General features: G+C 59.3%; 18 protein-coding genes. 11 read left to right on the forward strand and 7 right to left on the reverse strand.

The window, feature by feature from the left end:
- Positions 1 to 6: 6 nt before the first annotated feature.
- From QT231_RS06915 to def, 6 genes are all read right to left on the reverse strand, one after another.
- Positions 7 to 1455, reverse strand: coding sequence for a TrkH family potassium uptake protein (locus tag QT231_RS06915; RefSeq protein WP_308336179.1), 1449 nt, complete (start codon positions 1453 to 1455; stop codon positions 7 to 9).
- A gap of 52 nt (positions 1456 to 1507) precedes the next feature.
- On the reverse strand, positions 1508 to 2881 hold the full coding sequence (gene trkA / locus QT231_RS06920) for a Trk system potassium transporter TrkA (protein ID WP_308320563.1): 1374 nt from the start codon (positions 2879 to 2881) through the stop codon (positions 1508 to 1510).
- Positions 2882 to 3056: 175 nt separating this feature from the next.
- Positions 3057 to 3263: a dodecin gene (locus QT231_RS06925; RefSeq protein ID WP_008959783.1), complete on the reverse strand. Its 207-nt coding sequence runs from the start codon at positions 3261 to 3263 to the stop codon at positions 3057 to 3059.
- A gap of 49 nt (positions 3264 to 3312) precedes the next feature.
- The gene (rsmB, locus tag QT231_RS06930) at positions 3313 to 4650 is read right to left on the reverse strand and encodes a 16S rRNA (cytosine(967)-C(5))-methyltransferase RsmB (RefSeq protein ID WP_308336180.1); all 1338 of its coding nucleotides are present in this window, start codon (positions 4648 to 4650) and stop codon (positions 3313 to 3315) included.
- Positions 4647 to 5639: a methionyl-tRNA formyltransferase gene (fmt, locus tag QT231_RS06935; RefSeq protein ID WP_308336181.1), complete on the reverse strand. Its 993-nt coding sequence runs from the start codon at positions 5637 to 5639 to the stop codon at positions 4647 to 4649. The genes rsmB and fmt overlap by 4 nt, the downstream gene beginning before the upstream one ends.
- A gap of 47 nt (positions 5640 to 5686) precedes the next feature.
- Positions 5687 to 6199, reverse strand: coding sequence for a peptide deformylase (gene def / locus QT231_RS06940; RefSeq protein ID WP_308336182.1), 513 nt, complete (start codon positions 6197 to 6199; stop codon positions 5687 to 5689).
- Between the two features lie 183 nt (positions 6200 to 6382).
- On the opposite strand from def, the gene QT231_RS06945 reads away from it, so the two are divergent.
- Genes QT231_RS06945 through aroE form a run of 5 tightly spaced genes read left to right on the forward strand, consistent with a single transcriptional unit; the run spans position 6383 to position 10824 of the window.
- Complete coding sequence (locus tag QT231_RS06945; RefSeq protein ID WP_308336183.1) at positions 6383 to 7228, forward strand: peptidoglycan-binding protein; 846 nt, start codon at positions 6383 to 6385, stop codon at positions 7226 to 7228.
- 36 nt (positions 7229 to 7264) lie between these two features.
- A complete protein-coding gene (gene dprA / locus QT231_RS06950) occupies positions 7265 to 8401 on the forward strand; it encodes a DNA-processing protein DprA (protein ID WP_308336184.1) in 1137 nt (378 codons plus the stop codon).
- 43 nt (positions 8402 to 8444) lie between these two features.
- Entirely contained in the window at positions 8445 to 9002 is a 558-nt protein-coding gene (locus QT231_RS06955) for an L-threonylcarbamoyladenylate synthase (RefSeq protein WP_215119144.1), read from the forward strand.
- Between the two features lie 59 nt (positions 9003 to 9061).
- The gene (hemF, locus tag QT231_RS06960; protein WP_308336185.1) at positions 9062 to 10000 is read left to right on the forward strand and encodes an oxygen-dependent coproporphyrinogen oxidase; all 939 of its coding nucleotides are present in this window, start codon (positions 9062 to 9064) and stop codon (positions 9998 to 10000) included.
- On the forward strand, positions 9997 to 10824 hold the full coding sequence (gene aroE / locus QT231_RS06965; RefSeq protein WP_308336186.1) for a shikimate dehydrogenase: 828 nt from the start codon (positions 9997 to 9999) through the stop codon (positions 10822 to 10824). Before hemF ends, aroE begins: the two co-directional genes overlap by 4 nt.
- Before the next feature lie 24 nt (positions 10825 to 10848).
- Here the strand turns inward: aroE and QT231_RS06970 are convergent, their stop codons facing one another.
- On the reverse strand, positions 10849 to 11808 hold the full coding sequence (locus QT231_RS06970) for a LysR family transcriptional regulator (RefSeq protein WP_308336187.1): 960 nt from the start codon (positions 11806 to 11808) through the stop codon (positions 10849 to 10851).
- Between the two features lie 118 nt (positions 11809 to 11926).
- Between QT231_RS06970 and QT231_RS06975 the strand changes: the two genes are divergently transcribed.
- The 6 genes from QT231_RS06975 (at position 11927) to dld (ending at position 19355) form a co-directional block, all read left to right on the forward strand.
- Entirely contained in the window at positions 11927 to 13060 is a 1134-nt protein-coding gene (locus tag QT231_RS06975; RefSeq protein WP_308336188.1) for an iron-containing alcohol dehydrogenase, read from the forward strand.
- Between the two features lie 42 nt (positions 13061 to 13102).
- Entirely contained in the window at positions 13103 to 14689 is a 1587-nt protein-coding gene (locus tag QT231_RS06980; protein WP_308336189.1) for an aldehyde dehydrogenase (NADP(+)), read from the forward strand.
- Between the two features lie 143 nt (positions 14690 to 14832).
- Entirely contained in the window at positions 14833 to 15822 is a 990-nt protein-coding gene (dctP, locus tag QT231_RS06985; protein ID WP_308336190.1) for a TRAP transporter substrate-binding protein DctP, read from the forward strand.
- 44 nt (positions 15823 to 15866) lie between these two features.
- A complete protein-coding gene (locus tag QT231_RS06990; protein ID WP_308336191.1) occupies positions 15867 to 16310 on the forward strand; it encodes a TRAP transporter small permease in 444 nt (147 codons plus the stop codon).
- A complete protein-coding gene (locus QT231_RS06995; RefSeq protein WP_308336192.1) occupies positions 16307 to 17584 on the forward strand; it encodes a TRAP transporter large permease in 1278 nt (425 codons plus the stop codon). Before QT231_RS06990 ends, QT231_RS06995 begins: the two co-directional genes overlap by 4 nt.
- An 85-nt stretch (positions 17585 to 17669) precedes the next feature.
- Positions 17670 to 19355 (forward strand): D-lactate dehydrogenase, encoded by a 1686-nt coding sequence (gene dld, locus QT231_RS07000; protein ID WP_308336193.1) that lies wholly within the window; start codon positions 17670 to 17672, stop codon positions 19353 to 19355.
- The last annotated feature ends 202 nt before the right edge of the window (positions 19356 to 19557 follow it).

Genomic DNA, 19557 nt, shown 5'->3' on the forward strand with positions numbered 1-19557 from the left:
AAGGACTCAGCGCCGCCAGAAGGCGGGGGTAAACAGTACCAGTACCGTGAAAATTTCCAGGCGGCCGAGCAGCATGGCCATGACCAGTATCCATTTTGCCAGGCTGGGCATCTCGCCATAGTGAGTGTGGGACTCACCTAGCGCAGGGCCGAGGTTGTTGAGCGCTGACCCTACCGTCGACCAGGCGGTCACCTGATCAACCCCGGTTGCCATCACCCCTACCAGCATCAAGAAGAACAGCAGAACGTAAACCGAAAAGAATCCCCATACCGCCTGGGCAATGCTGTCGGGAACGCTGACCTTGCCCACTTTGACCGCAATCACCGCGTTGGGGTGGATCAGACGCATAATTTCGCGCATGCCCTGTTTGATGATCAAAATAATCCGGATCACTTTCATGCCACCACCGGTAGAGCCGGAGCAGCCGCCCACGAAGGCCGCCACAAATAATAGAAAGGGCAGGGCCCCGGGCCACATGGAGAAGTCAGCAACGCTAAAGCCCGCGGTCGTGGCAACAGAAACGACCTGAAAAACCCCGTGGCGGAGACCCCGTACGGTGTCATAGGTGTCGGTGAGCCATAGCGAAAGCACGGTGACCACGGCCAGTGCGAGCAGAAAGAGCATTAGAAAGCTTGCCTCTGGGTCGTGAAAATAGTGCATTACGCTTTTTTCACGCCAGGCGATGAAATGCAGGCTAAAACTGAACGCCGAAATCAACATAAAGCCGACACATATCATTTCAATCGTCGCGCTATCAAAGTAGCCGATGCTGGCGTCGTAAGTAGAAAACCCGCCTAAGGCAACGGTCGAGAAGCTATGACTCAAGGCGTCGAACCAACTCATCCCGGCTAGCATGTAGGCCACCATGCAGGCGAGGGTGAGGGTGGCGTAGATGTACCAGAGCGCCTTGGCGGTCTCAGTAATCCGTGGGGTGAGCTTGGAATCTTTAAGCGGCCCCGGGATTTCGGTGCGATACAGGGCCATGCCACCGACGCCGAGGGTAGGCAAAATGGCGACGGCCAGAACGACGATACCCATACCGCCCAACCACTGGAGCTGCTGGCGGTAGTAGAGAATCGATGCGGGTAAAAAATCGATACCGGTAATCACGGTGGCACCGGTAGTGGTCAAGCCGGAAAACGACTCAAATACCGCGTCGGTGATGCCCAGCGAGCCTTCGCCAAATAGCATCAGCGGCAGCGAGCCGAACAGCGCCAGCACCGTCCAGAACATCGCGGCGATAATAAAACCGTCGCGGATACGCAGCTCTTTTTGCGAGCGCCGATTGGGCAGGTAGAGCAGCAGCCCGGTGGAGACAGAAATCGCAATGCCGCTAATAAAGGCACTCCACACGCCGTCGCGAAACCACAGTGAAATCAGCGTGGGGGGGAGCATGGTCAGGCTGAACAGCATGAGCAGCAGCCCCAAAATGCGCAAAATAACCCGCAGACTCATGGTTGTCGCATGCTCCTGTTATTAGCCGCCAGAGGCAGTGATTCGAGGGTTATCAAAAGAACGTTAAACCGACTTGGAACAGACGCTCCACATCGCGAATGCGGCGCTTGTCGATCACAAATAGAATCACGTGGTCACCGCTCTCTACCATCACATCGCCATGGGCGATGATGACCTCTTTGCCGCGCACAATTGCGCCGATGGTGGTGCCATCGGGAAGATCGATTTCACGGATGGTGCGGCCGACTACTTTAGACGACTGTTTGTCGCCGTGAGCAATGGCCTCAATGGCCTCGGCGGCACCCCGGCGCAGCGAGTGGACGTTAACAATGTCGCCCCGGCGTACGTGGGTCAGCAGGCTGCCGATGGTGGCCTGCTGGGGCGAGATGGCGATATCGATCTCGCCGCCCTGTACCAAATCCACGTAGGCGGCGTTGTTAATCAGTGTTAGTACCTTCTTGGCGCCTAAGCGCTTGGCGAGCAGCGACGACATGATATTGACCTCGTCGTCGTTGGTCAGCGCGCAGAAGATGTCGCACTCTTCGATGTTCTCTTCTTCCAACAAGCGCTTGCTGGTGGCGCTGCCGTGGAGCACCACGGTGCGATCCAGTCGCTCAGACAACGTGGTGCAGCGCTCCAGGCTGTGCTCGATGATTTTAACCTGGTGACTATGCTCCAAATGTTCCGCCAGGCGTTCGCCGATATTGCCGCCTCCGGCAATCACCACCCGGCGAAAATCCCGCTCGACCCGGCGCAGCTCGCTCATCACCGCGCGAATATCCCGACGTGCGGCGAGGAAGAACACCTCGTCGTCGGCCTCAATCACCGTATCGCCGCGGGGAATAATCGGTCGGCTGCGGCGGTAGATCGCCGCCACGCGGGTATCCACGTTGGGCATATGGCGGCGCAGAAAGGCCAAGTCCTGGCCCACCAGCGGGCCGCCGTAGAACGCTTTCACTGCGACCAACTGTACCAAACCTCCGGCAAACTCCAGCACCTGCAGGGCGCCGGGATGCTCGATCAAGCGGCGCACATGGTCGGTGACCACCTGCTCGGGGCTGATCAGTACATCGATGGGAATCGCTTCGTGGGCAAACAGTCCTTTGCGGGTCAGGTACGCCGTGGCACGCACCCGGGCAATCTTGGTCGGAGTGCGAAACAGCGTATGGGCGACCTGGCAGGCGATCATATTGATCTCGTCGCTATTGGTGACGGCGATCAACATATCGGCGTCTTCGCAGCCTGCCTGGCGTAGCACAATCGGGTAGGAGCCCGCCCCGGTGACGGTGCGGATATCGATTTTAGTGTGCAGGTCGCGTAGTTTTTTGGCGTCAGTATCAACGACGGTGATGTCGTTCTCCTCGCGGGCGAGGTGTTCTGCCAGTGTGCCGCCGACCTGGCCGGCGCCGAGAATGATGATTTTCATTACTGAGCATCGGTTCCATTAAAAGCGCCAGCGCAGTGTCGTTAAGACCAGAAGGCGGTCTTAGGACGCAGTCCTGACGTTCAAGACGTAAATTGTCGTTCAGGTACGTCTATCATGCGCTGCAATAAAGACGGCGGCCAGTGTAAACCAGCCGCCGCTGAAAAGCAGGTGAGGATTACTCTAGCGTAAATCCCACTTTAACCGTTACCTGCCAGTGGGCCACTTGGCCATCTTCAATGTGGCCGCGTGTGTCGACCACTTCCAGCCAACGCATATGCTTAATCGTCTCTGATGCCTTGGCTAACGCATTCTGCACCGCTTCCTCAATACCTTTCTCGGAAGATCCGGTCAGTTCCACGTGCTTGTAGGTGTGATGACTCATAATATCTCCTTCCTTGTCAGAAATTCACTGCCCAGGCGTTAGTTATTACCTAAGCAGTACGCTTCTCTAGTCTGGCATAAAAAAAGCCATCGTGACTGCTCTGGGCCGGAAACAGCTGCCGACCCGCCCCGCTGACAATGCCCCAGGCAACGTCGTTAGGGGTGGTCACGCGGGCGTCAGGGGTGCGGGCGAGGAACGCCTCAATCTGTTCGCTGTTCTCTTCCGGTAGCACCGAGCAGGTGGCGTAGAGTAGCGTGCCGCCTTCGCGCAGCATTGGCCAGAGGTTATCCAATAGCTGGCGCTGAAGTTTAGCCAGCGGGCGGATATCGTCTTTGCGGCGCAGCTTTTTAATATCCGGGTGGCGTCGGATAACCCCGGTTCCCGAGCAAGGGGCGTCGAGCAGAATGGCATCAAACGGCGTGCCGTCCCACCAGTCGCGCTCGGTGGCATCGGCGTGTTCGAGTACCGCTTCGACGCCTAGACGGGTAAGGGTGTCTTCGACCCGCGCCAAACGCTGGTTATCGCTATCGACCGCCGTTAGGGCAATATCAAACTGCTCTAGCAAATGGGCCGTTTTTCCGCCGGGTGCGCAGCAGGCATCCAGTACGCGAGCACCCGGCCGGGGCGCTAGCGCGGGGCCAAGTAGCGCCGCCGAGAGCTGGGCGGCCTCATCCTGAACGCTCACGTGGCCCTCGTCAAAGCCGGGTAGCGTGGTCACATCGCAGGGTGTTTCCAGCGTAATGGCGTCTGGGGCATGGGGGCATAAGTGACCGTTCAGACCCTGCTCGGTGAGCATGCCCAAATAGACCTCGCGGTCGCTGTAGCGTTGATTCACCCTTAACGTCATCGGGCCGGCGTGATTGTTGGCTTCAATGATAGCGCGCCACTGCTCTGGCCACGCCTGACGTAGCGCGTTAAGCAGCCAGGGCGGATGCTCGAGTGCCACGCTCTCATCCCGGTCTACCTGGGCCTGGAGCGCCTCGGATTCGCGCTGCAGGCGACGCAGGCAGCCATTTAAGACCCGGGTGGCCCACTCCTTGTTGAGCAAGCGCGCAGCGCCTGCGGTTTCACCTACCGCCGCGTGGGCAGGAATGCGCATATACAGCAGCTGGTAAATACCCAGCAGCAGCAGCGCCTGAACATCGCTGTCGCGCTTTTTAAACGGTTGCTTAAGCAGCGCCCCTGCAAGGGCTTCCAGGCGCGGTAAGCGGCGGCAGGTGCCGAAGCAGAGCTCTTTGAGTAGCCCGCGGTCACGCGCCACCACGCTGTGTTCATCCAGCCCCGCCAGTGAGCCTTGGTCGCTAAGCACCGGGGCCAGCGCGCGGGCGGCAGCAGCACGCACTTCCTGGCCGCTGCCGCCACCTTGAGGGGAGCGCTTTTGGCTCATGGTGTTTCTCCTTCGCTGGCCTGAGCCGCTGGTTGACCGAGACGTGTGCCGATAGCCAGACGCGCGTGGCGCGCGTTCAGTAAGTCACGCACGGCCATGGCTTTACCGCCGGGCAGTTGCGCGCTGGTCACGCATAATACCTCGCGGCCCTCTTTCCCGCAGGCAATGCGCAGATGATCGTCGCCGTGATCCAGTAGCGTGCCGGGGGCACTGGGCGGATGTTTGCCTTCCTCTGCGCTGGCCATTAACAGGCGTAGGCGATCATCGCCAAGCCCGCACCAGGCAACCGGCCAGGGGTTAAACGCACGAATCTTGCTGGCCAACTGATGCGCTGACTGAGCAAAATCGAGCTCGGCTTCCGCTTTGCTGAGCTTGGCGGCATAGGTAACGCCCTCTTCCGGCTGAGGCGTGGCGTGAGCGGTGCCTGTGGCCAGATCATCCAGGGTATTGATCAACGCATTGGCGCCTTGAATGGCGAGGCGATCATGTAAATCGCCGCCGGTGGTGCGATCCGTAATAGGCGTACGCACTTCCGTAAGCACCGCGCCGGTATCCAGGCCAGCATCCATCTGCATGATGGTCACGCCGGAAACCGTGTCGCCTGCCTCAATTGCGCGCTGAATCGGTGCCGCGCCGCGCCACCGGGGTAGCAGCGAAGCGTGAACGTTAACGCAACCTAATCGAGGGATGTCCAGCACGGCCTGGGGTAGCAGCAGCCCGTAGGCAACGACGACCATAATGTCGGCACTGAGGGCAGCGAGCTCGGCTTGAGCCTCGGGCTCTTTTAGCGTTTGGGGCTGATAGACAGGCAGACAGTGCTCCACAGCCAGCTGTTTGACCGGGCTGGGCGTTAGCTTGCGGCCACGGCCGGCGGGGCGGTCGGGCTGGGTGTACACCGCCACCACCTCATGCTGGCTTTCCAGCAGCGCGGCAAGGCTGGAGGCGGCGAATTCAGGCGTGCCGGCAAAAACAACGCGCAATCGTGACATAGAGTGAGGGCTACCTAGCGTATCTGGTGTGTAAGTATGAAAAAGGCTTAGGCGTCCTGAATCTGCTTATGGCGCTTCTGCATTTTTTTGCGGATACGGTCACGCTTAAGCGGCGACAGGTAGTCCACAAACAGCACGCCCTCAAGATGGTCGTACTCGTGCTGGATACAGTGCGCCAGCAGACCTTCCGCTTCCAATTCGTAAGTGTCGCCATTGCGATCCAGCGCGTTGAGCTGCACTTTAAGATAGCGCGGCACCTCGGCGTAGTACTCGGGAATCGACAGGCAGCCTTCGGAAAGCGGTTCTTTCTCGTCGCCAATCGGGGTATAGCGTGGATTGATAAGCACCAGCGGCTGGGAGTTATCGTCGCTGACGTCCATTACAACGACACGGCGATGGACATCGATCTGGGTCGCGGCTAGACCGATACCCCGGGCGTCATACATGGTCTCCAGCATATCGTCGACGAGCTGGCGTACCTCATCATCGACGCTTTCCACCGCAGCCGCCTTGGTGCGCAGGCGCTCATCGGGGAATTCAAGAATAGGAAGTTTGGCCATGGCGTTACAATCACCGTTATGCTGAGTCTAAATTAAGTCAAGCTAGGCAGTGACGAGAGTCGCTTAACCTAGGTACTTTATGATGGGTCACTATATCATGCTGTCAACGTTTCTGGGCATAGGCGCATAGCGGCTTGTCACCAGCATAATAATCAGACTATTCACCTTTTGGGGGAGCGCAGGATGGCGGCAAAACAACACGCCTACCGGGGTGGGGTAAGTGGTTTGCTGCTGAGTGCAGTGATGATGGTGAGTAGCGAAGCCGCTGCATGGGAGCGTGATCAGCCGGTGATTAAACTCTTGCCGCAGGTGCGCACCTTGCCCCATCGTGAAGCAATTGAGCCCATCGCCCTGGAGGAAGCGCAGGCCTTTCTACGCGAGCACCGCGTTGTGGATGCTGCTGAGGCGCTGCAGGCGCAGGCTTATATCGTGTCAGGGGATGATCGCCGTTTGATTAGCGGCGCGGGGGATAAGGTCTACGTGCGTGGCGATGTACCGCAGCATGGTCAGGTGGGCATCTATCGTCAGTCGGAACCCTACCTAGCCATGGATGGCACGCCACTTGGCTTGGAACTGATTAGCGTGGGCGTTGCCCGCTATGTCAGCAGTGAAGACGATATTGCGCAGCTTGACGTCATCAGCTCCCATCAGGAAGTGCGGGTTAACGACATCGTCCTGCCGCTGGAAGAGCGCGAGCTGAGCAGCGAGCTGGTACCCCACGCGCCGCTCAATCCTGTCAAAGGGCATATTATTGCCGTCCCCGGCGGGGTGCGCTTTATTGGCCGCTTGCAGATCGTTACGCTGGATCTGGGCTCCCTGGATGGCCTGCGGGCAGGCCATGTGCTGCGGGTTTATCAGCAGGGGGAGGTGATCAACGATCCACGTACCCAAGAGCTTGTTCAGTTGCCGAGCAGTGAAGCGGGAACGGTGATGGTATTTAAACCTTATGATCAGGTCAGCTACGCCTTGGTGATGCAGGCATCCCGGGTGCTGGAAGTGGGCGATGAGGTTGGGTCAGGGACTCACTAGCGGCCGGTAAAGAAATACGTTTAAGAAGGAGGGAGTATGGACGCCCAGGCGTGGCTGGTGGTCAATGCGTTGCCGGGTATGGGGGCACTGCGTATCGCGCAACTAGTCGCTCGTCAGCCCCAGTGGCCGGAAGGCTGGCTGGCAGCACTACCGAGCCGTGCTGCCAGCGAGCTGCGCCTGTGGCTTGAGCATCCCACCCGCAGCTCGCTGCAAAAGGTGATTGATGAAACTCTGGCGTGGCAGCAAGGCGGCCCAAGCCGCCACGTGTTACATCGCGACCACCCTGCGTGGCCTAAGCTGTTAAACGAGTTGCCTGACCCGCCCGTGGTGCTCTGGGCTCTGGGCGACCTTGGCGCCCTGGAAGGCCCCAAGCTTGCCATGGTCGGCACGCGTCGCCCCACCGGTGAAGGCACCCATAACGCCCAAACCTTCGCCCGTGATCTCGCCCACCGCGGCTGGTGCGTGGTTAGCGGCATGGCGTTAGGGGTGGACGGCGTTGCTCAGCGCGCAGCACTAAATGCGGGAGGCCGCACGATCGGTGTCCTTGGCTGCGGCGTGGATGTGATCTATCCCGCCTCGAATCGCGATCTTTATGAACAGCTTAGTCGCCAGCCCGGCGGGCTGCTGTTGTCCGAGCATCCCCCTGGTACGCGGGCCCGTCCGGCATTTTTTCCACGCCGTAATCGAATCGTGACCGGCCTCTCGCTCGGCACGCTAGTGGTCGAAGCGACCGAAAGAAGCGGCTCGCTGGTCAGTGCACGGCTCACCTTGGAGCAAGATCGTGAACTGTTTGTGCTGCCGGGTTCACTGCACAACGTCCAGGCCCGCGGCTGCTTGTCACTGCTGCGCAAGGGCAGTGCCCACTTGGCCTGTAGCGTCGACGATATCATTGCCGACCTTGGCCACTGGGCGGAGGCGTTTATCCCACCCGAGGTGACTATTCAGCACCCCTTACTGGAAACGGCAAAAAAACCGACTAAAGAAGCGCCATTGCCGGAAAGCTTACCCGATTCATTATTAACGTCTCTATCGGCCACGCCAACGCCTATCGACACGCTGGTAGCGGCGACTGGCACGTCGGTCAGTGACTGCCAGCAACGGCTGCTGATGCTTGAACTAGACGGCTGGGTAAGCCAGCAGGCGGGAGGCTGGGTGCGGCTGCCACGGCCATGATAGGATAAAACCCTTAAAGGCCTGTTAGCCGTGAGGAGAGACCATGAGTTTGGCGACCGATCTAGCCCCTGCGATTAGCGCGCTGCGTAGTGGGGGAGTGATTGCCTGCCCCACCGAAGCGGTTTGGGGGCTTAGCTGCGATCCCGAAAACGACGCAGCCTTAGCCCATCTAATGCGTATGAAAGAGCGCGACCCCGCCAAGGGAGTCATCCTTGTCGCCGCAAATATCGAACAGTTCCAACCCTGGCTGAGCCAGCTTCCACTCGCGATGCATGCGCCCCTTGCGGCAAGCTGGCCGGGGCCTAATACCTGGCTGGTACCTGACTATGGCCGCAGCCATGGGCTGGTGCGAGGCGCCCACGAGCGGGTAGCGCTACGAGTCACCGACCATCCAGTGATGAAAGCCCTGTGCGAAGCCTTTGGTGGCCCACTGGTCTCCACCTCGGCCAATCGATCGGGGGAGCCGCCCGCCATGAGTGCTGCCGAGATCACTGATATCTTTGGCGATGAGGTTGCCTATGTGGTGGAAGGCGCGCTCGGCGGTAACGCCAAACCCAGCACCATCAGAGATTTAGCCACCGGTAAAATCATGCGCCCCTAGCAGCCGCTCAACTCACTATTAACCGATTACGATTCACCAATGACCACCCTGGAGTTACCGTGGCCCACGAGCACCTTGATGACGTTAAACGCTACCTTCTTGATCTGCAGGATCGGCTCTGCGCCGGATTAGCGGAAGCCGATGGCGCCGCCCAGTTCCAAGAGGATAGCTGGGAACGTGAAGAGGGCGGCGGTGGGCGCTCGCGGGTGATGACCCAGGGTGGCGTGTTTGAAAAGGGCGGCGTCAACTTCTCCCATGTCTATGGCGCCCAACTGCCGCCTTCAGCCACTGCCGCGCGTCCTGAACTCACTGGGCGTAGCTTTCACGCAGTAGGCGTCTCCTGGGTGCTGCACCCGGAGAACCCTCATGTGCCCACTAGTCATGGCAACGTGCGCTTCTTTATTGCCGAGAAAGTCGGCGAGCCGCCGGTGTGGTGGTTTGGCGGCGGTTTTGACCTAACGCCATTTTATCCCGTAACGGAAGACGTGGTGCACTGGCACCAAGTGGCAAAAGCCGCCTGCGAACCCTTTGGCGACGACGTTTACGACCGCTATAAAGCCTGGTGCGACGAGTATTTCTACCTCAAACATCGCGATGAAACCCGCGGGGTGGGCGGACTGTTTTTCGACGATTTAAACGAAGGTGAGTTTGCCGACTGTTTTGCCCTTCAGCGGGCAGTGGGCGACAGCTTCCTAGCGGCTTATTTGCCCATTGTCGAACGGCGTAAAAACGACGCCTGGGGTGAGCGCGAACGCGATTTTCAGCTTTACCGCCGGGGCCGCTACGTGGAGTTCAATCTGGTGTGGGATCGCGGCACGCTGTTCGGCCTACAGAGCGGCGGGCGCACCGAATCCATTTTGATGTCGATGCCGCCGTTAGCGCGCTGGGAATACGCCTTTGAGCCAGAGCCGGGTAGCGCCGAAGCGCGTTTGCAGGATTTCTTACAGCCCCGCGACTGGCTTGGAGAATTTGCTGAAATGACGGAAGAATCATCATGACCGATCGCTACTGCGTGTTTGGCAACCCGGTCAAACACTCCAAATCCCCGCAGATTCACGCTGAGTTTGCCCGTCAAACGCAACAAGCGCTTGAGTACAGCGCCGAAGAGGCACCGCTGGATGGCTTTGCCGGTGCCTGGCGCGCCTTTATCGACGCGGGTGGGCGGGGCGCCAACGTGACCGTGCCGTTCAAAGAGGAGGCCTTCGCGCTGTGCGATACCTTGAGTCACCGCGCTCAACGTGCGGGGGCGGTGAATACGCTGATTCTGGGCGGTAATGGCCGTACTTACGGCGATACCACTGATGGCATTGGCTTGGTGCGCGATTTGGCTTATCACCATGTAGCGTTAGCGGGAAAGCGTGTTCTGGTTGTGGGAGCAGGCGGGGCTGTGCGCGGCGTTCTGGAGCCACTGCTTGCCGAGCAGCCCAGTGAGGTCGTCGTGGTGAACCGTACCGCCGCCAAAGCCGAGCAACTGGCCAACGATTTTGCCGATCTGGGGCCTATCCGTGGCGGTGGTTTTGATACCGTTAACGGCACTTTTGATGTGGTGATTAACGGCACCAGCGCTAGCCTCTCCGGCGATTTACCGCCGCTGCCGGATACACTTTTTGCTCCGCATGCCTGGGCCTACGACATGATGTACGGCTCCGAGCCGACGGTCTTTTTACAGTGGGCTGGCCCCCGTGGTGCGAAACTGCTGGACGGCTTGGGCATGCTGGTCGAACAGGCCGCCGAGTCGTTTTTCCTGTGGCGCAATGTGCGTCCAGAGACGGCATCGGTACGCGAAATGCTCCGCCAGTCGCTGGAGTTTGACGCCTTTTAATGATGAAAGACGTTAGAGAGGTACTCAAAGGGACTCAATATGTGCCTCCACATCTGCATGTAGATTTCCAACTAAAGCGACTTCCCTCATGAACAACTGAGTGGCAGGCGATAAGCTAGCCCCTTTTCTGGTGACTAATTCGTAGGGTTCGCTACGCGAGTGCAACTGGATGGGTAGCCGAGACACCATGCCTGCATCAACAAAGGGTTTTGAGGCATCGACGGACATGAGTGCTACTGATTCGCGGTCATGGCCAAGCATTGAGATGCTCGTGAAAGCGGATGCCGTTTCAATGGGATAGAGAGGAAACGGTATCTTGGCCTCGTGAAACTCACGCTCCAGCAATAGCCGCATCGGCATGTTGGCGGGATACACAATCCACGAGGTGTCAGATAAATCAGCCAGTGTCAGCGCTGAGTGGCGAGTGAGCGAGTTGTCCGGGTGGCATATGACTGCCAACTCCTCCTCGTGGATGTCCACGCTATTGTATAGATGTGGCCTCTGATTGACTTGCGATCGGCAGATGGCGGCGTCGAGTCGACCGCGGTCGAGCAGGTTGAGCAGGCGCGCGCTGGTATCTTCGACCACCTCTATGGATATCGCAGGCTGCAGGCTGCGAACCCGCGACAGCGCCGCCGAAATCAGTGGCACAGCCCCCATGATCAATCCCACCGCAAGTCGGCCACCACGGCCTTGCTGCATGCTTTCCAGCTCTTCATGAAAGTGGGCCAGATCCGTGTTGATCAGGCGTGCATAGCGCACGGCACAGAGCCCCATGTCCGTCGTTTCCAGCCCCTTATGAGTACGCTGAAACAACTGTACGCCCAGCATGGCTTCTATTTCGTTGAGTGCCTTGGTAGCCCCTGGCTGGGTCAGCGCCACGGACTCAGACGCTTTTTGCACCGTGCCATGTTCATGTAAGGCAATCAGTAGGCGTAAGTGCCGCATGCGCAGACGGGAAATAATGGAAGTCAGTGTAGACATGAATTTTTGTTATGCCGCTATCAGAGGTTGTCATTATCCAGCGTTGGGCCACGTGAATATAGTCAATGCAGCAAGTCGCTATCTATTTCCGAATAATTAACAAAGACGAAAACACACTATGGCACTCATCAACTACGTGACCCAAGTACAGTTTGGCGACGGCAGCGTCGATCTACTGCAAGACGAATGCATCCGCCTGGGTATCCACCGCCCTCTGATTGTAACAGATGAAGGTATCCAACAAGCGGGACTACTGGAGCGGATACAGCGTGTCCTGAATCACCCCGCTGCCGTATATGCCCGTACGCCGCCCAACCCGAATGAAGGCGCGGTACGGGAGGCGGTGGCGTTTTACCAGTCGCAGCAGTGCGATGGTGTGATTGCGCTGGGCGGTGGCTCGCCCATTGACCTCGCCAAAGGGGTGGCGGTGTGTGTGGCGCACCCTGGGCCGCTGCGCCAGTTTGCTGTGATCGAAGGCGGCATGTCACGCATTACGGCAGCGACGGCCCCGGTGATTGCTATCCCGACAACGGCAGGTACCGGCAGCGAAGTCGGCCGGGGAGCCATTTTGATCCTCGACGATGGGCGCAAGGTGGGTGTGCTGTCGCCCAATGTCGTCCCCAAACTGGCGATCTGTGATCCTGAATTGACGCTTGGATTGCCCGCCCGCATGACGGCGGCGACGGGCATCGATGCCATTGCGCACTGCATGGAAACGTTCATGGCGCCCTCTTTCAACCCTCCGGCGGATGGCATTGCCCTGGATGGTTTGCGGCGAGCCTGGGCGCATATCGAAACCGCGGTCAACGAGCCAAGCAATCGTGAGGCGCGTACGAACATGATGAGTGCTTCCATGCAGGGAGCGCTGGCCTTTCAAAAGGGGCTTGGCTGCGTGCACAGCCTGAGCCACTCGCTGGGCGGGCTCAATCCGTCGCTGCACCACGGCACCCTGAACGCCATTCTGCTGCCCGCGGTGATCCGTTTCAACGCCCAGGCCGACACGATGATCAAGGACGACAAGCTGGCCCGGATGGCCCAAGCGATGAATTTGCCGGCGGGCCAGGATGTGGCAGACGCCATGCAGGCACTGACGAAGCGCCTGAACCTCCCCACGGGCTTGGGCGAGCTTGGCGTCACATCGGTCATGTTCGACGACATCATCAAAGGGGCACTGGCGGATCATAGCCACAAAACCAACCCCGTCGATGCCAGCGCGGATGACTACCGCCACCTTCTCGAATGTTCGCTGTAAACCCCAGCGAGCGATTCCTCTGAGCCATCGGGAGAGCCAAGTATGAGTACCACGTTGACCGGCCAGCAGTTCATAGGGGGCCAGCGAAGCGGCCAGGGCCAGGCGTCGCTCGCCAGCGTCGCTGCCGCGGATGGCAGCCACCATGACCTGGCCTACTTTCAGGCGACCGCGGAAGAGGTCGAGCAGGCGGTAGCGGCCGCCTCCGCTGCTTATCCGGCCTTTCGTCAGCGCTCGCCAGAAGCGCGCGCGCTTTTTCTGGAGGCGATTGCCGAAGAGCTCGATGCGCTGGGCGATGACTTCATCAATGACGTCGTGCGTGAGACGGCGCTACCTGCCGCCCGCATCAACGGTGAGCGCGGGCGTACCAGCGGGCAGTTACGGCTGTTTGCCGAGGTATTGCGCAGAGGCGATTTTTTAGGGGCGCGCATCGATCTGGCCCTGCCTGAGCGGTCACCCCTGCCGCGTGCTGATTTACGCCAGGTCAAGATGGGCCTTGGGCCCGTGGCAGTCTTCGGGGCCAGCAACTTTCCGCTGGCGTTTTCAGTGGCGGGGGGCGATACCGCGTCAGCACTGGCTGCAGGGTGCCCTGTGGTGGTTAAAGCCCACTCCAGCCATATGATTACCGCCGAGTGGGTGGGTCAGGCCATCGAGCGAGCCGCGCGTAAAACAGATATGCCCGCGGGTGTATTCAACATGATCTATGGCAGTGGGGTCGGTAAGAATCTGGTGCAGGCCGCTGGCATCAAGGCGGTGGGCTTTACAGGCTCGCTGTCGGGCGGGCGTGCGCTTTGTGATCTGGCCGCCAAGCGCCCGGAGCCCATTCCAGTATTTGCCGAGATGTCGAGCATCAACCCCGTCTGGCTGATGCCGGAGGCGTTGCGAGTGAGAGGCGAGCGCATCGCTACCGATTTAGCGGCCTCGGTCACCCTGGGGTGCGGCCAGTTTTGCACCAACCCGGGGCTGGTGTTGGCAGTAGATTCTCCGGAAACGGAGCAGTTCATTGCCTCGTTGGGCGAAGCGCTGGCGAGTGCCGATGAGCAGGTGATGCTCAACCGCCAGACTCTGGAGCACTATCAACAAGGCATTGCGCGGCTCGCGGAACTGCCCGAGGTCACCCAGCTAACCGGGGGCAGCGCTGAGCCAGGCAAAGCGCGAGCGCACTTGTTCCGCGCGGCGCCCGATTGTCTATTCAGGCCAGATCGTCCGCTGGAAGACGAAGTCTTTGGGCCGACCACCATCGTCGTGACGGTGCCGGATACCCAGACGCTCGCACGTTACTTCGACGTCATGCAGGGGCAGTTGACCGTCACTCTGCACGCCGAGCCGGAAGACCTCTCGGCCCACGCGGAGATGATGACGCAGTTGGAACATCGCGCCGGGCGGCTGCTGCTCAATGGCTACCCCACGGGCGTGGAAGTGTGCGATGCGATGGTTCACGGTGGGCCTTATCCAGCGACCTCCGATGCCCGCGGAACCTCGGTCGGCACGCTGGCGATCGACCGCTACCTGCGCCCCGTCTGCTTCCAGAACTACCCCGATGCCTTCCTGCCAAGCGCTCTCCAGAACGCGAATCCGTTAGGGCTGATGCGCTTGGTCAACGGGCAACTCACCCGGGACGCGCTCGGCTAGCGCACCGGTTCATTCGCACGCCATCACCACAATAAAATAAAACAGGTGCCATAAAAATGATGTTCAAAACGCCAACGCTAAAAACCTTCGATGTTCCAGCTGCAGTATGTATCAACTCTAATAATAATTCAGGAGCTAATCACATGACTTACTTTCGATGCGGCAAGAGTGGCGCGATAGCGGGAACGCTAGCGCTCTCGATGATTTGGGGGGTGTCAACGGCATTCGGTCAGACCGTTTTGACCGTTACCCACTCTTCACCCGCCGACAGCCATTTCGGCGAGGCGGCCATCGCCTTCAAGCAGAGCCTCGAAGCGCAAACCGAGGGCGCCATCAACGTTGTCATTCAGCGTTTGGATAATGAGCGTGAGGCACTGGAAAGCGTCCAGTTTGGAACGCAAGAGTGTGCCATCGTATCGGCGGGGCCATTGGGCAACTTTGTGCCCGAAACGCGCGTCCTGGACGTGCCCTTCCTGTTCGATGGCTACGACCATGCGCGTGGAGTGCTGGACGGCGAGACCGGGCAAGACTTGCTGGCGCTGTTCCCCCGCTATGGCCTCGAAGGCGTGGCGTGGATGGAAAACGGCTTTCGCAACCTGACGACGGGATCCAAGAGCATAGCGTCGCCAGACGACTTGGTCGGCATGAAGATCCGCACCATGGAGAACCCTATCCACATCGAGGCTTGGAAGGCGGCTGGCGTGTTGCCTACCCCGATGGCGTTCTCTGAGCTTCCGCCCGCCCTGCAGCAGGGCACCGTGGATGGCCAGGAGAATCCGATTCCGGTCATTCTGGCGAACAACCTCGACATGATGCAGCAGCATCTCTATCTAACGCGCCACGTCTACTCTCCCGGCATTTTTGCCTGCAACCCCGACTTCGTCGCGGGGCTTGACGAGGTTCAGCAAGCGTCCCTGAAAGCGGCTGGGGCGTTCGCTGCTGCCACGAACCGTGCACGGGTCGAAAAGGATGAGTTAGTCGGCATAGAGACGCTACGCGACCGCGGTATCGACATCGTGGAGATCGATGACATCGAGGCGTATCGCGATGCCATGGCCAGCGCCTATGCCGGTTTTGAAGCTGAGTTCGGCGCCGAGACGCTGCAAGCCATCCGGGACTGGAGCGCCGAATGAGCACGGTCATCGCCACGATCCAACGCATCGATCGAGGCATCGCAATGGGGGTGGCATTAGCCGCCTCCTGCGCCTTGGCGATCGCCGTAGGGGCCAGCTTCTGGCAGGTGCTGGGCCGCTTCGTCTTCCAAGCCCCGTCGGTCTGGTCCGAAGCACTGACCCGTCTGGCGCTGGTCTGGATGGTACTGCTGGGCTGTTCGGTGGCGCTGCGGCGCGGTGCGTTCGTGGCCATCGATTTAGCCAAAGTGCTGACCTCGGGCCGAGTGCGTCGGTCGATCGAACTGGTCACGCTACTGTCCTGCCTGACGCTGTTTGCCACGCTGTTCTGGTTTGGCTGGGAGGTGGCGACCCGCGTTCGGTTTCAGCAGATGGCGGGTCTGGATATTTCGATGAGCTGGGGGTACGCCGCGCTCCCTGTGGGAGCGGTGTTCGCCATGCTGGGCTGCATTGTTCACTTTCTCGAAGCGGGTAAAGGAGAGGAGCCATGACGGGCGCGCTGATCACCTCCATGATGATTTTGTTTGCGATATCGGTGCCTATTGCGATTGCCATCGGCTTGGCTTCGATGGTCGGCTTGGTGGGCTTTACCAGCCTCCCGCTTCTCGTGGTGCCGCAGCAGATTTTTATCGCGCTGGATAAATTCCCGCTGGCTGCCATTCCCTTCTTTATTCTTGCGGGCAATTTAATGGAAGTGGGCGGGCTGTCGCGCAGGCTGGTCGAATTTGCGCGGGCCTTTACCGGCCAACTACAGGGAGGTCTGGCCATCACCTGTGTGCTGACCTGCATGATGTTCTCGGCTATTTCCGGGTCGAGTGTCGCCACCACCTTTGCCGTGGGAGCTATCCTCATTCCCGCCATGCGCGATTACGGCTATCCCATTGGCTTCGCGGCTGCCCTCATGGCCGTATCGGCGGAGCTTGGCGTGATTCTCCCGCCTTCGATCCCGATGATTCTATACGGTGTCGCCACGCAGACCTCCATCCCTGATCTGTTTCTTGCGGGGGTGCTACCGGGCGTATTGATTGCCGGTAGCCTGATGGCCACCATTTTTATCTGGTGCCGGATCAAGGGGTGGGGAAAGCGCGATGGCGACGGCAGGCTCTCTCGCCTCGATGCGACCCGGCGAGCGGTCTGGTCGTTAGTGATGCCCGTACTGATCATGGGGGGTATTTATGGCGGTGTGACCACGCCCACGGAGGCTAGCGTCATTGCCGTGGTCTATGCGCTGGTGGTTGGGCTTTTACTGCACCGTGAAATGACGCTCAAAGACCTTGCTCTGGCGTTTCGTAAATCGGTGGTCACGTCCGCGGTAATCATGTTCATTATCGGTGCGGCTAGCTTGATGGGCTACTTGCTGAATCGTCAGGGTGTGCCTGATGCGGCGGCGCTCTGGTTGACCAGCACCTTCGATGGCCCAACCTCGCTGATGCTGGCCATCAACTTTATGCTATTCGTGGTGGGCATGTTCATTGAAACCGGCGCCAGCATCGTAGTGCTCGCTCCGATCCTTCAGGACGCCGCACTGCGCGTGGGCATCGAGCCGGTGCACTTTGGCACCGTCATGGTGGTGAACCTTGCGCTGGGGATGATTACTCCTCCGTTGGGCGTCAACCTGTTTGCTGCAGCGCAGATTGCCGGCTGTTCGGTCACGCATATGCTGAGACCTTTGATGGTTTTCCTGGGCGTCATCATTGTCTGCCTGATGATCATTACCTTTGTTCCTCAGCTCTCGCTGTTCCTACCGGGCACGATGGCGCGTTAAGCAGGCGTCAAAGCGTTAGGAGGGCGCTCTCCCGATGGAGGGGCAGCGCACTCTGCTTACCATGAACATTGATGGGTATTCATAGATGGTCAGTTCGCTCATTGCTCAGCTCCAAAGTGTCACGGGCAAACGCTATGTACATGTAGGCACCCGTGCCACCCACCGCTTCCGTAAAGGCTACCGCTACGGAGACGGGGAGGTGGTTGCCGCCGTCGAGCCGGGTACGCTCTGGGAGCAGTGGCAAGTCTTGCAAGCCTGCGTGGATGCCGATGTCGCCATCATCATGCAGGCAGCCAATACCGGGCTAACCGGCGGTTCTACCCCTTTCGGCACGGGCTATGACCGGCCCATTGTCATCGTCAATACTTTACGAATCGACCGGGTCGATTTAATCGATGAGGGTCGTCAGGCTATTTGCCTTCCCGGGGCAACACTGGATCGGCTGGAGCGGGCGCTGCGTCCTATTGGCCGTGAGCCACACTCCGTGATTGGTTCGAGTTGCATTGGCGCGTCGGTGACCGGCGGCATTTGCAACAATTCAGGCGGCTCGCTGGTACAGCGTGGGCCCGCGTATACGCAGCTATCTCTATTCGCTCAGGTGACTCCAGAGCGCAAGCTGGTGCTGGTGAATCACCTGGGAATCGAGCTGGGAGGCTCGCCAGAAGAGGTGCTGACCCGGTTGGACAGTGGCCAGTACTCAGAAAGCGATATTCAGATGAGCGAGACCGCCTGGGCATCCGATCGAGAATACAAGGCGCATGTGCGCAATATCTCAGCATCGACGCCGGCGCGCTTCAACGCCGACCCGCGCCGCCACTATGAAGTGTCTGGATCTGCGGGGAAGCTGGCCGTGTTTGCCGTACGAGTGGACACGTTTCCAGCCGCGTCCAACGAGCGCGTCTTCTATATAGGCACCAATGATCCCGCTGCGTTGCAGCAGATTAGAAGAGACCTGCTCAGCCAGTTCCAGCACCTGCCCATCGCTGGCGAATACATGCATAAAGATGCCTTTGATATGGCGCACGTCTTCGGCAAGGATCTTTTCTTGTTCATCCGCCGGTTCGGCACCCTGAATGTACCAAAAGCCTTTGCTGCGAAAAGTTGGTTCGATGGTGTCACCGAGTCGCTGCGCCTGGGTCGCCATCTGTCTGATCGGCTGCTTCAGGCCTCGTCCCGGCTGTTCCCTGAGCATCTGCCGCAACGCTTAATCGATTACCGTGACCGCTATACGCACCATCTGATGCTTCGCACAGGGGGCGAGTGCATAGAGGAAATGCGCACCTATCTGGCGAAGCGCTTTCCTGCCGAGCAAGGTAACTTCTTCGAGTGCACCGATGAAGAGGGCAGTGCCGCGTTTCTCAATCGCTTTGCCTCCGGTGGCGCCGTGGTGCGCTACCGAGCCGTTCACACCCGTACGGTCGAGGACATTGTGGCTCTCGACGTGGCATTGCCGCGGGATGCGCTCGATTGGTTCGAGACATTGCCGCCTGAGATCGAGGCGCGGATCGAGCGTAAGTTCTATGTGGGCCACTTTCTTTGCCATGTTCTGCACCAGGAGTATCTGGTGAAAAAAGGCGAAGATTGTCACGCCTTGGAGCAGGAGATTTGCGCACTGCTCGATGCCCGGGGAGCCGAATACCCGGCCGAGCACAATGTGGGGCACCTGTATCACGCCAAGCCAGCGCTACGCGATTTCTATCAAAAACTCGATCCAACTAACCAATTTAATCCGGGTATTGGCAAAACATCTAAGCAACGCGATTGGCAGTAAAACGAACCTGTAAAAAGAGCATAGTGGCGATTCTTCTTAGCCTTAGGAGATAACGCCAAAATGAGGCGTTAGCTATTTATAGTGCGCCAGGCATGGCGCGCAGCGCCTTGACTGGCGCTGTTCCTGGGGGTGGTGCCTCAGGATGACTTGGGGGTGAAAGTCCCCTGCACGCCCGGCAAGGGGAAGTGCTAGCCGACGGCAA

The organism is Halomonas sp. SpR1 (assembly GCF_031010175.1).
In the GTDB taxonomy this organism is placed as follows: domain Bacteria; phylum Pseudomonadota; class Gammaproteobacteria; order Pseudomonadales; family Halomonadaceae; genus Vreelandella.

Excerpts from the sequence above, each read along its gene's own strand:
- QT231_RS06915 (WP_308336179.1), bottom strand. The coding sequence starts at position 1,455 with ATGAGTCTGCGGGTTATTTTGCGCATTTTGGGGCTGCTGCTCATGCTG.
- trkA (WP_308320563.1), bottom strand. The coding sequence starts at position 2,881 with ATGAAAATCATCATTCTCGGCGCCGGCCAGGTCGGCGGCACACTGGCA.
- QT231_RS06925 (WP_008959783.1), bottom strand. The coding sequence starts at position 3,263 with ATGAGTCATCACACCTACAAGCACGTGGAACTGACCGGATCTTCCGAG.
- rsmB (WP_308336180.1), bottom strand. The coding sequence starts at position 4,650 with ATGAGCCAAAAGCGCTCCCCTCAAGGTGGCGGCAGCGGCCAGGAAGTG.
- fmt (WP_308336181.1), bottom strand. The coding sequence starts at position 5,639 with ATGTCACGATTGCGCGTTGTTTTTGCCGGCACGCCTGAATTCGCCGCC.
- def (WP_308336182.1), bottom strand. The coding sequence starts at position 6,199 with ATGGCCAAACTTCCTATTCTTGAATTCCCCGATGAGCGCCTGCGCACC.
- QT231_RS06945 (WP_308336183.1), top strand. The coding sequence starts at position 6,383 with ATGGCGGCAAAACAACACGCCTACCGGGGTGGGGTAAGTGGTTTGCTG.
- dprA (WP_308336184.1), top strand. The coding sequence starts at position 7,265 with ATGGACGCCCAGGCGTGGCTGGTGGTCAATGCGTTGCCGGGTATGGGG.
- QT231_RS06955 (WP_215119144.1), top strand. The coding sequence starts at position 8,445 with ATGAGTTTGGCGACCGATCTAGCCCCTGCGATTAGCGCGCTGCGTAGT.
- aroE (WP_308336186.1), top strand. The coding sequence starts at position 9,997 with ATGACCGATCGCTACTGCGTGTTTGGCAACCCGGTCAAACACTCCAAA.
- QT231_RS06970 (WP_308336187.1), bottom strand. The coding sequence starts at position 11,808 with ATGTCTACACTGACTTCCATTATTTCCCGTCTGCGCATGCGGCACTTA.
- QT231_RS06975 (WP_308336188.1), top strand. The coding sequence starts at position 11,927 with ATGGCACTCATCAACTACGTGACCCAAGTACAGTTTGGCGACGGCAGC.
- QT231_RS06980 (WP_308336189.1), top strand. The coding sequence starts at position 13,103 with ATGAGTACCACGTTGACCGGCCAGCAGTTCATAGGGGGCCAGCGAAGC.
- dctP (WP_308336190.1), top strand. The coding sequence starts at position 14,833 with ATGACTTACTTTCGATGCGGCAAGAGTGGCGCGATAGCGGGAACGCTA.
- QT231_RS06990 (WP_308336191.1), top strand. The coding sequence starts at position 15,867 with ATGGGGGTGGCATTAGCCGCCTCCTGCGCCTTGGCGATCGCCGTAGGG.
- QT231_RS06995 (WP_308336192.1), top strand. The coding sequence starts at position 16,307 with ATGACGGGCGCGCTGATCACCTCCATGATGATTTTGTTTGCGATATCG.
- dld (WP_308336193.1), top strand. The coding sequence starts at position 17,670 with ATGGTCAGTTCGCTCATTGCTCAGCTCCAAAGTGTCACGGGCAAACGC.